Below are 12,558 nucleotides of genomic sequence, written 5' to 3'. Positions count from 1 at the left end.
GGCGGACCGGGAAATCGGCGAACGATCGTCAGTAGTACAGGTGAATGCCGACGACCGCAAGCGCACTAAAGAGAACGGCAGCACCGAATCCCCACGCCGCTTCGATCTCAGGGGCACTGACGAGCATCACGAGCGCACCGACCGTCGCGAGCGCACCGAGTGCGAGTGCGACTCCGAGGCCCTTGTCCGTCGACTCCGTTTGGGTAGCCATACGCGTGGGTATGACAGCGGGGTCTCTTAATAGCACTCATTCCGGACGAAGAGCGCGAGCAGGCGACGGATTCGACGAGCGATCAGGTCGGTTCCGTGAACCGTCCGCGTTCGGGCCCTCGTGTACTCGACCCAATACGTTTTTGACGCCGGTCGCCCACCCGTAATCGTATGAGCGGGCGCTACTACGAGGGGTTCGACGTCGGCGAGACGATCGAGCACCGCCGTCGACGGACCGTCACCGAGAGCGACAACCAGCGCTTTTGCGATCTGACGATGAACCAGCAACCGTTACACCTAGACCGGGAGTTCGCCGCCGACACCGAATTCGGCGAACGCCTGGTCAACGGGTTGTACACGATGTCGTTGGCCGTCGGCGTCTCGATCCCCGAGACGACCGACGGAACGATCGTCGCGAACCTCTCGTACGACGACGTCGAGCACCCAAATCCGGTCTTTCAGGACGATACGATCCGGGCCCGCTCGACCGTCACCGAAAAACGCGAGACGTCCGACGGCGAACGCGGCGTCGTCACCATGCACGTCGAGGCGTTCAATCAGCACGACGACCTCGTCTGTTCGTTCGACCGAACCGTCCTCTCGTTGAAACGCGAGTACGCGGAGGACTCCCGATGAGCGACTCGAGTCAGCCCTCGGCCGGAAACGCGGACGCCTCGAGTGTGCCCTCGATCGACGACCTCGAGTGGCTCTCACTCGAGGCGGGCGAGGAGATCATCTGGTCCGACGGTCCCGATAAACGGACGCTTATTCCGTCGTTTATCATCGGGATTCCGCTCGCGATCGTGTTGATCGGGATCCTCATCATCGTCGGCGAGTATCTCCGCGTGACGAACACGAACTACGTCGTGACGAACCGCGCGCTCTACCGCAAGACCGGCGTCCTCTCGCGGGACGTCAAACGGATCGAACACGAGAAAGTTCAAGACATCTCTTACTCCCAGTCGGCGCTCGGAACGCAGTTCGGCTACGGGACGGTCGAGGTGAGCACGGCGGGCGGATCCGGCGTCGAGATGGCGTTCCAGTCGGTTCCCGAACCGCGGAACGTCCAGCAGTTGATCAGCGAACTCATCGAACGAGAACACCGAGCGGATCGTGGCGATCGGACGAAAGCGGACGTCCTGACCGAAATCCGCGACGAGCTTCGAGCGATCAGGACGACCCTCGAGACGTCCGACGCCGCGGGGAAAAACGCCGGTGTCGGGCGAGTGCAATCCGACGGAACGACCGATCGAGGCTCATTCGAGTGGTCGAACGGCGACGATTCGGCTACCCGTGACGACTCGGCGAATCCCAGCGGTTCGACCGGCCGCGACGGCTCCGCGAACCCCGGCGACTCGACCGAGCGCGACGATTCAACCGGCGGTGACGAACCGCGATCCCCGCCACGATGACCGACGGCGATCGACTCGAGTGGCTCTCGCTCGCAGGCGACGGTGCGGACGCCGAAGAGACGATTCGATGGCGTGGCGGGCCCAGGGTTCAGACGGCGTACCCGTGGGTTGCCCTCGCAACCGTGGGAGCGCTCGCGGTTCTCGCCGGGGTGATCTTCGAACTCCTGCCGATGGTTGCACTCGCGACTATCCCCTTCCCCGCAGTCGTTGCACTCTGGGCGCTCGCAAGCGTCGCCCGTACGGAGTACGTCGTGACGGACCGACGGGTCGCGATCAGACGCGGCGTCCTCGGCGTCGACGTCGAAACGGTCGGCCTCGAGCGCGTCCAGAACACGGCCGTGAGCCAGCACGCGATCGCTCGAGTCGTCGGCTACGGGACCGTCACGATCGAAGCCGCAAGCGGCGCGACGTTCGCCTTCCGGAACGTCGCGGAGTTCGACGCCGTCCACGACCGACTCGAGGATCAGCGTCTCGGTGAGCGAACCGAGGACCTGCCGGGTACGACCGAGGAGTGGGAGGCGATCCTCGCCGAGGTTCGTGGCTGGCGCCGAGCGCTCGAGCGCTAACTGCCGTCTGTTACTGATTGCCACACCACCGGTGCGATTTTTCCGGATCGGTCCGACAGGGTGGTATGGGATCGCTCGTTCCGGAAACGATCGAGACGGACCGACTGCGATTCGAGGTGATCCGTCCCGAGACGGTCGACGTACTCGAGTTGTACGAAATCTGTTCGTCGGATCCGGAGATCGACGAGATCACCGAGTACCTGACGTGGGACCCCCACGAGACGCCGAACGAAACCCTCGAGTTCGTCGAACGCGTCACAGACCGGTGCGAATCCGACGACGGCGCCGCCTACCTGATCCGGCCGAGAGCGGGGGAAGACGGTGCGGGCGAGATCGCCGGCGAGGCCGGATTCGCCGTCGACTGGGAGAAACGCACGATGACCCTCGGCGTGTGGCTCCGGAAGCGATTCTGGGGTCGCGGATACTCCGGCGAACGCGCGGCCGCGTTCCTCGAGGTCGCGTTCGACCGCCTCGACCTCGAACTCGTCGCCGTCTGTGCGGACGTCGAGAACGAGCGATCGAATCGCGCGATCCGGACGTACGTCGAAGACCACGGCGGCCGGCGAGACGGTCTCGTTCGAAACTGGGTCGTGATCGGTGACGATCCCGCGGACTGCTACCGGTACACCGTCTCGCGATCCGAGTGGCGCGAGAACCGGTCGGACGTGAACGTGTCCCTCGAGTAGCCCCGACGCTCGAGGGCTTCGTTTCCGGCCGTTAGATCACGAGCGAGATCATGTAGAGGTTGATGCAGACGGCCGCCAGCCACGGAATCGCGAGGCCTGCGGGGATAATCGGTCGATACTCCTCGGGAAGTAGTGGGCGACAGAGGAGGCCGACGCCGACGGCGAACCCCTTGAGCGCGAGCATGCCGAGGAGACCGTATCCATCGATCGCGCTTCGAGCGATCGGATTCGACTCGGCCAACCCGAGGTGGAGACCGACGAACGTCGTCACGACGTCGCCGACGAGCGAGACGACGACGAGCGCCCAACAGAGGTGCTCGAGGCGGGTCGAGGTTACGGAGACGGGAACGCGAAGGCGCGTGTACGCACCATCGGAGCTCATAGGCTCCCCGCCGGAATCGAACCGGGCGCTGGCCGCCGGAAACGACGGACACCAGACCGTGTGAAACGGACGCCGACCGTGGATCGGATCGGCGAATCGAGCGGTCACGGGCCACCGGGAGCGTGCGGGAGTCGCACGCTTCGGTTCCAGCAATCGGGATATTGTTATGGCCGTTGTAGCGCGACGTTAGCGCTGGTACGAAGTGATTTACCTCTCGGTTGGTCGTCTATTCTCTTCGGTATGCGGTGGTTCGTCGAGACGTCGACCGAAACCGAAACGAAGAGTCGGGCGATCGGCGGGAAAACGGGACGGTCCGCGAGGGAACTGCGTCCGACGGTATCTGTCGACGCGAGATTCGACTCGAGCGGCGGCGCTCAGATGATCGTGCCGTGTTTCTTTCGCGGGAGTGATTTTTCGACGTCCTCGTAGAACGCAAAACGGGCGGCCAGCTCCTGGCGAAGCTCACTCGGTGGGATGATCTCGTCGATGACCACCTCGCTCGCCATCCGGTGGACGTCGATGTCCTCGCGGTACTCCTCGCGCAGTTCGCGCTCGCGTCGCTCTCGTTCCTCGGGATCGTCGATCTCCGAGAGTTTTCGCGCGTAGACGGCGTTGATCGCCGCCTCGGGACCCATGATCGCGATCTCTCCCGAGGGGAGGCCGATGACGCTCTCGGGATCGTAGGCCGGCCCGCCCATCGCGTAGATCCCGGCGCCGTAGGCCTTTCGGACGACGACCGTCTGTTTCGGCACCGTCGCCGACGACGTCGCGTAGATCATCTTCTTGCCCGCCTCGAGGATCCCATCTTTCTCGACCTGCGAGCCGGCCATGAAGCCGGGGGTGTCACAGAGATAGAGCAGAGGCACGTTGAACGCATCACACGTCCAGATGAACTCCGCGGCCTTCTCGGCGGCATCGGGGAAGATCGCTCCCGCCCGATGGGCCGGTTGGTTGGCGACGATGCCGATCGGTCGGCCGTCGATCCGGGCGAACGCGGTGAGGATTTCCGCGCCGTAATCGGGGCGTAACTCGAAGTAGGAACCGCTGTCGACCACCCGGTCGACGACGTCCAGCATGTCGTAGCCCTCGTTTGGGTGCTGTGGGACGACGGCGTCGATTCCCGTGGGTGAGTCGGCTGGCGGCCTCGGCTCTCCGCGGGGGGGCTTTTCGTCTGCGTTGTCCGGGAGGTAGGTGATCAACTGCGCGACGAGTTCGCGGGCGTGTTCTTCGTTTTCGGCGATCAGATCCGCCGACCCCGACTCTCTGGCGTGGACCTTGGGTCCGCCTAGCTCTTCGAGATCGATCTCCTCGCCGGTGACCATCCGTACCATCCGTGGCGAGGCGATCGCCATCGCCGACATGTTCTCGACCATGATGGTGAAGTCGGCGAACACCGGCGTGTAGGCGGCGCCGGCGATACACGGACCGTAGAGCACGCAGATCTGTGGCACCCGCCCGGAGAGCATCGAGTGGTTGTAGTAGTACTTCCCGATTCCCTCGCGGTTGGCGAAGAAACCGGTCTGCTGGTCGATCCGTCCGCCGGAGGAGTCCATCAGGTAGAACACCGGCCGCCCGGTCTTCAACGCCCGCTGTTGCATCCGCAGGAACTTTTCGACGCCCTTCGCGGCCATGCTTCCGCGTTTGACCGTGTAATCGTTGGCCATGAAGTGAACGTCCCGCCCCTCGAACGTCGCCCCACCCGTGATGAGCCCGTCCGCCGGGAGCCGGTCGTCGGTCTCCTCGCCCGTTCCGTCGGGATGCCAGTCGTCGAACGCGGCGAACCGCCCGTCCTCGAAGAGGAACTCGTCGTCCTCGCCGCCGAACCACAGCTCGAGTCGATCCCGGACGAACAGCTTCTCCCCCTCCTCGAGTTGGTCCCGATACCGTTTGGGTCCGCCCTCGGCGATGTCCTCGATCTCCTCGCGAAGCCGCCGCTCCCGATCGGTCGGCTCGAGGTCCGCGTCCGTCTCCTCGGGTGGCTCCCGATCCGGGTGGGATCGGTTCGTCGAACCGTCGTCGAACTCGTGGACGACCGTCGGCTCGTCTCCGTCGCCGACGTACACCTCGACAGTGTCGCCGACGTGTTCGGCCAACGCGGCGGCGACGGCCGATGCCTCGTCGTCGGTCGCTTCCGCGGCGATGCGGACTTTCATATCAGTTCGTCGATGGAGAGGGACAAAAAGCCAGCGCGAATTTGGGCGCAAAGCGGCGACGAATCGCTCGGGCGGTCAGCGAGGGACCAATCGGGGGCGACTGCGTCGACGGAGCGTGGGGGTCCGGAGAGGAGAGTGGCCCGCGCGAGTCGATCACCGTGGTCGGCCCCATCGAAGATGGTGGGGGAGAGGAGGGGTGTCGGGGAGCGCGGGCCTCCAGAGAGTGGATCGTGCCTCCGTGGTCACCAGCACGGAGACGGCCGATCGTTGTCGGATGGCATACACCAACGCTTGCGTTCAGTAGTCCAGTTATTATATCGCGGCTGGTGAACGATTCTCCCCGTGCGCACACAAACCACCACCACGCCACTACTGGCGCCGACCCGAGCGCGGGAGTGTTCGTCCTGGGACGACTGCGATAGTGACTGTCGATGGTACGATCGAGTTGGCCGCCCGAGAAACGGCAAACGGCAGTTGCAGGCAGAACGCCCTTCGACGAATTGGCGGTAGGTTCCGGTAGCGAACGACTGCCCCGTGTACGTGAACGTTAGCTTTGGTCGAACGGGACGCAGTGGGCATCGACGCCGATCCGGTGTCGAACCAGGGGATTCAATGGAGGAACTCGTCCACCGTCTCACAACGCTTCGTAATCGCCTCGAGTCGGGAATGGATCGTCGCGAATTCCTTCGGACCGTCGGGGCTGGCGGCTACGCCGTCGGAGTGGCACATTTCCTCGGCGTCGAGGACTTTCTCGCCGCTGACGACGGTGAGGTCCCGATCGTCACGGCGCTCGTCAGGGACGACCCCGACGATCCGTCCTCGCTTCAGGAACGAACCCGTTCGGTCCCTGCTGAGTGGTACGCCACCGTCGAGAAAGCCTTCGAGCTCAACGAGCTGTTGGCCAGGGTGGCGTTTACCGGATATCTCGGGAGCGCCGTCGTTCCCGGTGACTACGACAGCGCGAGCGCGAGCGTCTCCGTCGGCGTCTCCAGTGAAGGCAAATCGGTCCCCGAAATGATCGAGGAGTTCGCCGAGAGCGTCTCGATCGACACGGAGGGGATTATTCGCCTCGAGAGTATGGAAGAGGGCCCGGAGTTTACCGAGCCGAGGCTGATCGACGGGCTCCCGGATGAGCTCGTTCCCAGTGGATTTGCCTGTGAAACTCCCTCGAGTATGGCGACGCTCGCACCGGCGCTGTATCATCCGGACGCGAACGGGCCGTTGTTCGTCACCGCGGAGCACGCGTTCAAGGGGGCGTCGAATCCCGACGGCGAGATGCTCAGACTCCCGACCAACGGCGGAGAGACTCTCGAGTTGGGAACCGTCGTCCGATCCCACCCGATTGAGGACGTCGCCGTCGTCGAACCGGGCGGAGAGGCGCTTCCCTCGAGTCGGATCGTTGGCCCGTCGACCGCGCGGGTTCGGGGACAGTACACCAAGTACGGTCTCGCCGATCTCGTCGCCCGAGGCGAGGAACTCGAGAAGGTCGGAGCGCTGACCGGCCACACGACGGGACGGATCCAGGGAATCGACGCCGTCACCTGCTTCACCGATGACTTCTGTCGGCGCGGGCAGATCCGCTGGGGGGGAGAGATGGATCTCACCGACGGGGACAGCGGATCGGTGAGCTACCATCCCGACCCCGATGGCGAAGACGGAGACGTCCTCGTCGCCGGTTTCAACAATGCCCGTACCTGGTGGCCGGGACAGAGTTACGTCTGGGGAGTATCCGCGTACAGACTGACCGAACGTCACGGCTATCACTTCTAGGTATATGACAAAACACGACGATCGATCGAGCGTCTCGGAGTCCGAGACGCCGAAAGCGGATCTCTCACCGGAGTCAGGAAGTGGATCGAACGAGCTAACAACTGGCCCCGAGGAAACCGGACGAGTGACCGCTCGGCCCAGCGGGTCCGACGTGGCTCCGGGAGACAGCCAGAGAGACGCTTCGACTGGCTCTTCCGGTGGCGTCGGGGCCGTACTCGGCGTCGGAGCCCGTATCGTTCTCGACGCAGTCGTGATCGCGCTCTGGGTTCTGTTCCTGACGCTTCTCTTTCTCGGGCGTCCCTGGCCGCGATGGGCGTTCTACGCGGCGCTCGTCGTGGGTGTCGCACTCTACGTCAGCGTGACCGCGCCGTGGGGTCGAAGGCGAAACCAGTAGACAGAACCGCCGCGTCCGTCGCTTCTCCTCGGATCGACGCCCGGACGGATCGTGTTCCGGCTGACGGTCCGACCGTGGGTGGTGGCATCGGAGCCAGGCCCAGAAATCAGAGGGCGGACCTACGCATCAGAGATCGGGGGGAGACCTACGCGAGTGCGTCCTCGAGTCGCTCGATCAGTTCGGCGTTGCCGACGTGAAGCGGGACGCGCTCGTGGACGTCGGTCGGTTCGATCTCGAGGATCGATCGATCGCCGTCGGAGGATCGGCCGCCGGCCGACTCGATCACGTACGCGATCGGATTCCCCTCGAACTGCAGGCGGAGCTTTCCGCGGGGGCTGTCCTCGAGAGCGGGATAGGCGAAGATGCCGCCGTAGGTCAGCACCTGGTTGACGTCGCCGATCATCGCACCGCCGTAGCGGAGCTTGTGGTCGGGGTTGGACTCGATCTCGCGGACGTATTCCCGGAAACCGTCGGTCCAGTGGGGGACTCGTCCGCCGAAACCGTAGACGAGCGGATCGTCGGGGACGGTCACGTTCGATTCGACGATCGATCGCTCGCCCCCGGTGAGTTCGTACTTCGTGACCGTCCCGTCGCGGGCGTACGTCATCGTCGTGATCGGGCCGTAGAGAACGAACCCCGCCGCGACGAGTGCGGACCCCGGCGCGGGGAGCGGTTCGTCGTAGATGCCGAACACCGTTCCCATCGTGTTGTTGGACGTGAGATTCGAGGAGCCGTCGAGCGGATCGACGGCGACGCAGTAGGCCGTATCCTCGCAGTCGATGACGTCGGATCGCTCCTCGCTTGCGTACTGGGCGACGCCGTCGATCGACGTCAGTCGATCTGCGAGTAACTCGTCGGCCCAGACGTCAGCCTCGGCTTGCGTCTCGCCGCTTGGATTCTCGCGGTCGGATTTTCCCCGGCGACCGACCAGTCCTTGACGGATCTCGCTCGCCGAGCGAGCGATCGTCGCGACGACGCCCTCGACCGGATCGGCGTCGCTTCCCATTATGACTCGAGTGCGGCGTCGGCGGTCTCTTCCTCGTAGATGACCTTCTCGAGGGCGTCGAGGATACGGGTTGGATCCTCGCGTTGCCAGACGTTACGGCCCACGGCGAGACCCTTCGCCCCGGCCTGTACGGCGGCTTCGACGGTCGAGAGGAACTCGTAGTCGGAGGTCTTCGATCCGCCGCTCATGACGACCTTCATATCGCCGGCGGCCCGACAGGCGTGTTCCATCGCCTCGGGACTTCCGGGATACTTGACCTTCGCGATGTCGGCACCGAGTTCGAGTGCGATGCGGGTCGCATAAGAGATCGTGCCCGGCTTCGTGTCGTTTTTCAGCCCTTGTCCCCGCGGGTACGACCACATGACGACGGGGAGGTCGTACTCTCGGGCGGTCTCGTGGGCGTCGCGAAACTCCTCGAACATCTCGACTTCGTGATTCGAGCCGCTGTAGACGGTGAAGCCGACCGCGTCGGCGCCGAGTTCGGCGGCGTACTCGACCGAGCAGTTGACCGGCGAGTCCGGTTCTCCCATCCAGAGGTTCGACGTGCCGTTGAGTTTTGCGAGCAGGTTGACGTCGTCTTCGTAGCTCGGATAGTAGCCCTCGGCGACACCCTTCTGGACGGCCATCGCCGTGACCGCGTCGTGGGTCGCCGTCTCGAAGACGGCCGCCGGATCGAGTTTCTCGGGCACCTCCTCGAAGTCGACCGGCCCGTGCTCGAGGCCGTGATCCATCGCGAGAATCAGTGACTTACCGTCGCGGACGATGGGGGAATCGTCGATCGGAATCATCTGGTAGATCCTCCAACAGTCGGCTATAAATCTCTGGTGATCCTAATTATCGAAATTACTCATTTGAGTAGTAATCATCTTCGATAGGGGGACTGATACGACGTCGAGCGACGACAGTACGGAAACCCTGACGGTCGATCACAGATTCGAACGGTACCGACATCTGCGGATCCCGGCTCACTCATACCTAGAGCGTCAGTCAGCGTCTCGAATCGCCGGTCGAAGCAATCGGCTTCAGACTGGTTGTCGTCCCGATCTGTCGATACCAGCGGCGGACGGATGCGACGTGTCGCATCCAACTGACAGGGGTCCGTTTCAACTTGCCGACAGCAGTCGGATTCAATCGAAGTCGGTCTCATACGGACTACTGTCCGTCATTGACGGTGCAACCGCGAGTCGTCCTGCGGTTGCACCGGTACATCGGTACAGCAGACCGTATCAGTCGATCAACTCGCGTGCGTTGTACCGCCAGGTCCTGACGTGGAGGACGTCGAGGTTGAGAAGCCGGGCGACCTCCGCGGCGTCGATCGTCGCCAGCCGCTCCGCCGAGATGATTCCCGCCTCGGCGAGGGCTTCCGCGTCGTCGGGACCGACGCCAGCGACCGCCCGAACCGGCGTTGGCCGCGGCCAGGGTCGTTCCGTCTCCTCTTCGTCCTCCGATTCGACGGCACGAGACTTGGCGTGATCGAACGCCTGCCACCCGTCGTCTTCGCTTGCCGCGATCCAGGCGCGCTCGGCCTCGCCGAGTCCGCGCACTTCGTCCGATCGCCGGTCCAGATCGCCGTCCGTCTCGAACGACCACGGGAGCGAGAAGCGTCTGCGAAGCGCGTCCGCCACCGACTCGTCGACGTCCTCGTCCAGTAGCATCCGATACGAACACTCTTTCGCCGCGACGGCGGCGGGATCGACACCGGCCGATTCGAGCGCCTCACGCTCGTCGGATTCGATCTCGGATCCGCCGGACTCTGATTCGCCGGATGCTGTGTCGGCCTCGTCGGGATCGCCCACGACCTGTTCGTTGCTCACGCGATTCACCAATTACCGGTATCTCTCACCGTCCGGTCTTGAAACTTATCCTCGAGAAGCCATTTCCGTAAAATCGCCCGACAGATTCGGATCGGTACCGTTCGTTTCCAGGCGACACCGGGTTCGGAATCGACGTCCCCCAGCACGTTTACGGTCGTGACTGCGGAACTCGAGTGTATGGTTCGAGATCGAATCGACCGGATCGGCGTCGTCGGCGCGGGAACGATGGGGAGTGGAATCGCACAGGTTGGCGCCATCCACGGCTTCGAAGTCGTGATGCGCGACGTCGAATCCGCGTTCGTCGAGAGCGGGTTCGAAACGGTCGAGGATAGCCTCGAACGCCTCGACTCGAAGGACGCGCTCGAGGAGAACCCGGAGACGATTCGAAACCGGATCGAGGGCACGACCGAACTCGAGGCGTTCGAGGACTGCGACCTCGTAATCGAGGCCGTCCTCGAGGACCTCGAGGTCAAAAAAGCGGTGTTCGCCGACCTCGAGGACGTCTGCGACGCGGACGTCTTGCTCGCGACGAACACGAGCACGCTCTCGATCACGTCGATCGCGTCCGATCTCGACCACCCCGAGCGGGTGGTCGGTCTCCACTTTATGAACCCCGTCCCGCTGATGGAAGGCGTCGAGGTCGTCGTCGGCGAACGGACCACCGACGCGGCGACGGATCTGGCCCACGAGATCGCCGACGCCCTCGAGAAGACGACGTGGGAGTCCGACGACAAACCCGGGTTCGTCACGAACCGGATCCTGATGCCCTGGATCAACGAAGGAATCCGCGCCTACGACGAGGGCGTGGCCTCGAAAGGAGATATCGACGCCGGCATGGAACTCGGAACCAACGTCCCGATGGGACCGCTCTCGCTCGCAGACCACATCGGACTCGACGTCTGCTTACACGCCTCCGAGACTCTGTCCGAGGAGCTCGGCGATCGGTACAAACCCGCCTACCTCCTCAAGCGAAAGGTCGAAGCTGGAGACCTCGGGAAGAAGACCGGACGAGGGTTCTACGAGTACGACTGACGGGGACCGTTGTGACGACCGACCCGACGGAGTCACTGATGAAGCGGTTCCTCCGCCATCTCGTTGCGAAGGTCGGCGAGTCGGCGACGTGAGACTCCCTCCTCGAACTGCTGGAGGAGCGCGTACACCTCCGCTCGAGGCACCTTCACGTCGCCCTCGCGGACGACGTCCTCCGGCCGTTCCCGGAGTTCGCGCATCGTTCCGACCGCGAGCAGGTACGGAATCGCCCACGCCGAGACGCAGTTTCCGTGTTGTTCCGGGACGACCTCGAGGTAGCGCTGTGCGTCGTCGAGGTAGGTCTCGGCGCGGCCGGTCACGCGGCGGATCACGTTCGTGACGCCGCTGTGGTTTTCTTCGTGGGTGACGCGCTCGATCTCGACGTTTTCCTCTTCGAGCCACTCGGCGGGGAGGTAGACGTTGTTCTCCTCGCGGTAGTCGGTGTCGACGTCCTTGGCGATGTTCACGAGTTGCAAGAGCAACGCGAACGAGCGGGCGTTTGCGCGCATCTCCTCGGCACGCTCGGGAGAGGCCCCGCGGGCGACGAGGCCGGTGATGAGCGTCCCGACAGTGCCTGCGGCGTACCAGCAGTACTCCTCGAGTTCCTCGAGCGTCTGGAGGCGGAGTCCGCCCTCGTCGGCGTATCGAGCCGTAAACATCGCCATGCCGTCGACGAGTTCGCGGACCGGTTCGCGCATGATCTCGCGGGGCTCGTCCTCGAGAGACTCGAACGTCTGCAGAACTCGTGGCGTTTCGGCGACGACCGTCCAGTCGTCGTTCGGATCGTCGGGAATCCAGGGCTCGACGTCGTCCATGAACGACGAAACCGCCAGATCGTCTGCGGGGTCGAGGAGTCGGTCGTACTCGGTCAATAGCTCTGCCTGTGTCCCCGGCGGGATGTGTCCCGCATCTTCGATGGTATCCGCGATACGACAGAGGAGATATCCGAGACAGATATGTCTCGCCATCGGCTCCTCGAGTCGATCGATCGTGATCGAGAAGGTCCGCGAGACGCCGTGAACCGCGTCGTAACACCATTCGATGTCGGTGTTGGTTGGTAATTCGGTCTCTCCGGTGGTCATCTACTGGCTCCCCATTTGGGCGCATGCGGGAAAAACAGTCCGGTCCCGGCTGGA

Annotated in this window: 14 protein-coding genes; 7 read left to right on the top strand and 7 right to left on the bottom strand. The window is 63.9% G+C overall.

Annotated elements, in window-relative coordinates; all coding sequences use genetic code 11:
- Window positions 1–28: 28 nt before the first annotated feature.
- Window positions 29–211 carry a DUF7525 family protein gene (locus AB7C87_RS02310; protein ID WP_369727787.1) on the bottom strand — a complete coding sequence of 61 codons (183 nt, stop codon included), beginning with the start codon at window positions 209–211 and terminating at the stop codon, window positions 29–31.
- 170 nt (window positions 212–381) lie between these two features.
- On the opposite strand from AB7C87_RS02310, the gene AB7C87_RS02305 reads away from it, so the two are divergent.
- The 4 genes from AB7C87_RS02305 to AB7C87_RS02290 all read left to right on the top strand — a co-directional run bounded on the left by AB7C87_RS02305 (window position 382) and on the right by AB7C87_RS02290 (window position 2,874).
- A complete protein-coding gene (locus tag AB7C87_RS02305) occupies window positions 382–846 on the top strand; it encodes a MaoC family dehydratase (RefSeq protein ID WP_369727786.1) in 465 nt (154 codons plus the stop codon).
- Entirely contained in the window at window positions 843–1,622 is a 780-nt protein-coding gene (locus AB7C87_RS02300) for a PH domain-containing protein (RefSeq protein WP_369727785.1), read from the top strand. The genes AB7C87_RS02305 and AB7C87_RS02300 overlap by 4 nt, the downstream gene beginning before the upstream one ends.
- Complete coding sequence (locus AB7C87_RS02295) at window positions 1,619–2,188, top strand: PH domain-containing protein (RefSeq protein ID WP_369727784.1); 570 nt, start codon at window positions 1,619–1,621, stop codon at window positions 2,186–2,188. Before AB7C87_RS02300 ends, AB7C87_RS02295 begins: the two co-directional genes overlap by 4 nt.
- 65 nt (window positions 2,189–2,253) lie before the next feature.
- On the top strand, window positions 2,254–2,874 hold the full coding sequence (locus AB7C87_RS02290) for a GNAT family N-acetyltransferase (protein WP_369727783.1): 621 nt from the start codon (window positions 2,254–2,256) through the stop codon (window positions 2,872–2,874).
- Between the two features lie 31 nt (window positions 2,875–2,905).
- Here AB7C87_RS02290 and AB7C87_RS02285 read toward each other — a convergent pair whose 3' ends face one another.
- A complete protein-coding gene (locus AB7C87_RS02285) occupies window positions 2,906–3,256 on the bottom strand; it encodes a DUF5658 family protein (RefSeq protein ID WP_369727782.1) in 351 nt (116 codons plus the stop codon).
- Between the two features lie 374 nt (window positions 3,257–3,630).
- Window positions 3,631–5,409, bottom strand: a complete 1,779-nt coding sequence (locus AB7C87_RS02280) for an acyl-CoA carboxylase subunit beta (protein ID WP_369727781.1) — start codon at window positions 5,407–5,409, stop codon at window positions 3,631–3,633.
- Between the two features lie 612 nt (window positions 5,410–6,021).
- Here AB7C87_RS02280 and AB7C87_RS02275 point away from each other — a divergent pair.
- Both AB7C87_RS02275 and AB7C87_RS02270 read left to right on the top strand, forming a co-directional pair.
- Window positions 6,022–7,179: a hypothetical protein gene (locus tag AB7C87_RS02275; protein ID WP_369727780.1), complete on the top strand. Its 1,158-nt coding sequence runs from the start codon at window positions 6,022–6,024 to the stop codon at window positions 7,177–7,179.
- 4 nt (window positions 7,180–7,183) lie between these two features.
- The gene (locus AB7C87_RS02270) at window positions 7,184–7,573 is read left to right on the top strand and encodes a DUF8119 family protein (RefSeq protein ID WP_369727779.1); all 390 of its coding nucleotides are present in this window, start codon (window positions 7,184–7,186) and stop codon (window positions 7,571–7,573) included.
- Between the two features lie 145 nt (window positions 7,574–7,718).
- Here AB7C87_RS02270 and AB7C87_RS02265 read toward each other — a convergent pair whose 3' ends face one another.
- The 3 genes from AB7C87_RS02265 to AB7C87_RS02255 all read right to left on the bottom strand — a co-directional run bounded on the left by AB7C87_RS02265 (window position 7,719) and on the right by AB7C87_RS02255 (window position 10,402).
- A complete protein-coding gene (locus tag AB7C87_RS02265) occupies window positions 7,719–8,579 on the bottom strand; it encodes a class 1 fructose-bisphosphatase (RefSeq protein ID WP_369727778.1) in 861 nt (286 codons plus the stop codon).
- Window positions 8,579–9,367: a class I fructose-bisphosphate aldolase gene (locus tag AB7C87_RS02260; RefSeq protein ID WP_369727777.1), complete on the bottom strand. Its 789-nt coding sequence runs from the start codon at window positions 9,365–9,367 to the stop codon at window positions 8,579–8,581. Before AB7C87_RS02260 ends, AB7C87_RS02265 begins: the two co-directional genes overlap by 1 nt.
- A gap of 438 nt (window positions 9,368–9,805) precedes the next feature.
- Window positions 9,806–10,402 carry a DUF7409 domain-containing protein gene (locus tag AB7C87_RS02255; protein ID WP_369727776.1) on the bottom strand — a complete coding sequence of 199 codons (597 nt, stop codon included), beginning with the start codon at window positions 10,400–10,402 and terminating at the stop codon, window positions 9,806–9,808.
- Window positions 10,403–10,570: 168 nt separating this feature from the next.
- On the opposite strand from AB7C87_RS02255, the gene AB7C87_RS02250 reads away from it, so the two are divergent.
- Window positions 10,571–11,425, top strand: coding sequence for a 3-hydroxyacyl-CoA dehydrogenase family protein (locus tag AB7C87_RS02250; protein ID WP_369727775.1), 855 nt, complete (start codon window positions 10,571–10,573; stop codon window positions 11,423–11,425).
- A 32-nt stretch (window positions 11,426–11,457) separates the two neighbouring features.
- Here the strand turns inward: AB7C87_RS02250 and AB7C87_RS02245 are convergent, their stop codons facing one another.
- The gene (locus AB7C87_RS02245) at window positions 11,458–12,504 is read right to left on the bottom strand and encodes a phytoene/squalene synthase family protein (RefSeq protein WP_369727774.1); all 1,047 of its coding nucleotides are present in this window, start codon (window positions 12,502–12,504) and stop codon (window positions 11,458–11,460) included.
- Window positions 12,505–12,558 lie beyond the last annotated feature (54 nt).

This window comes from Natrarchaeobius versutus (genome assembly GCF_041205745.1).
GTDB classification, from domain to species: Archaea; Halobacteriota; Halobacteria; order Halobacteriales; family Natrialbaceae; genus Natrarchaeobius; species Natrarchaeobius versutus.
This window is presented reverse-complemented; position numbering and strand designations above follow the sequence as displayed.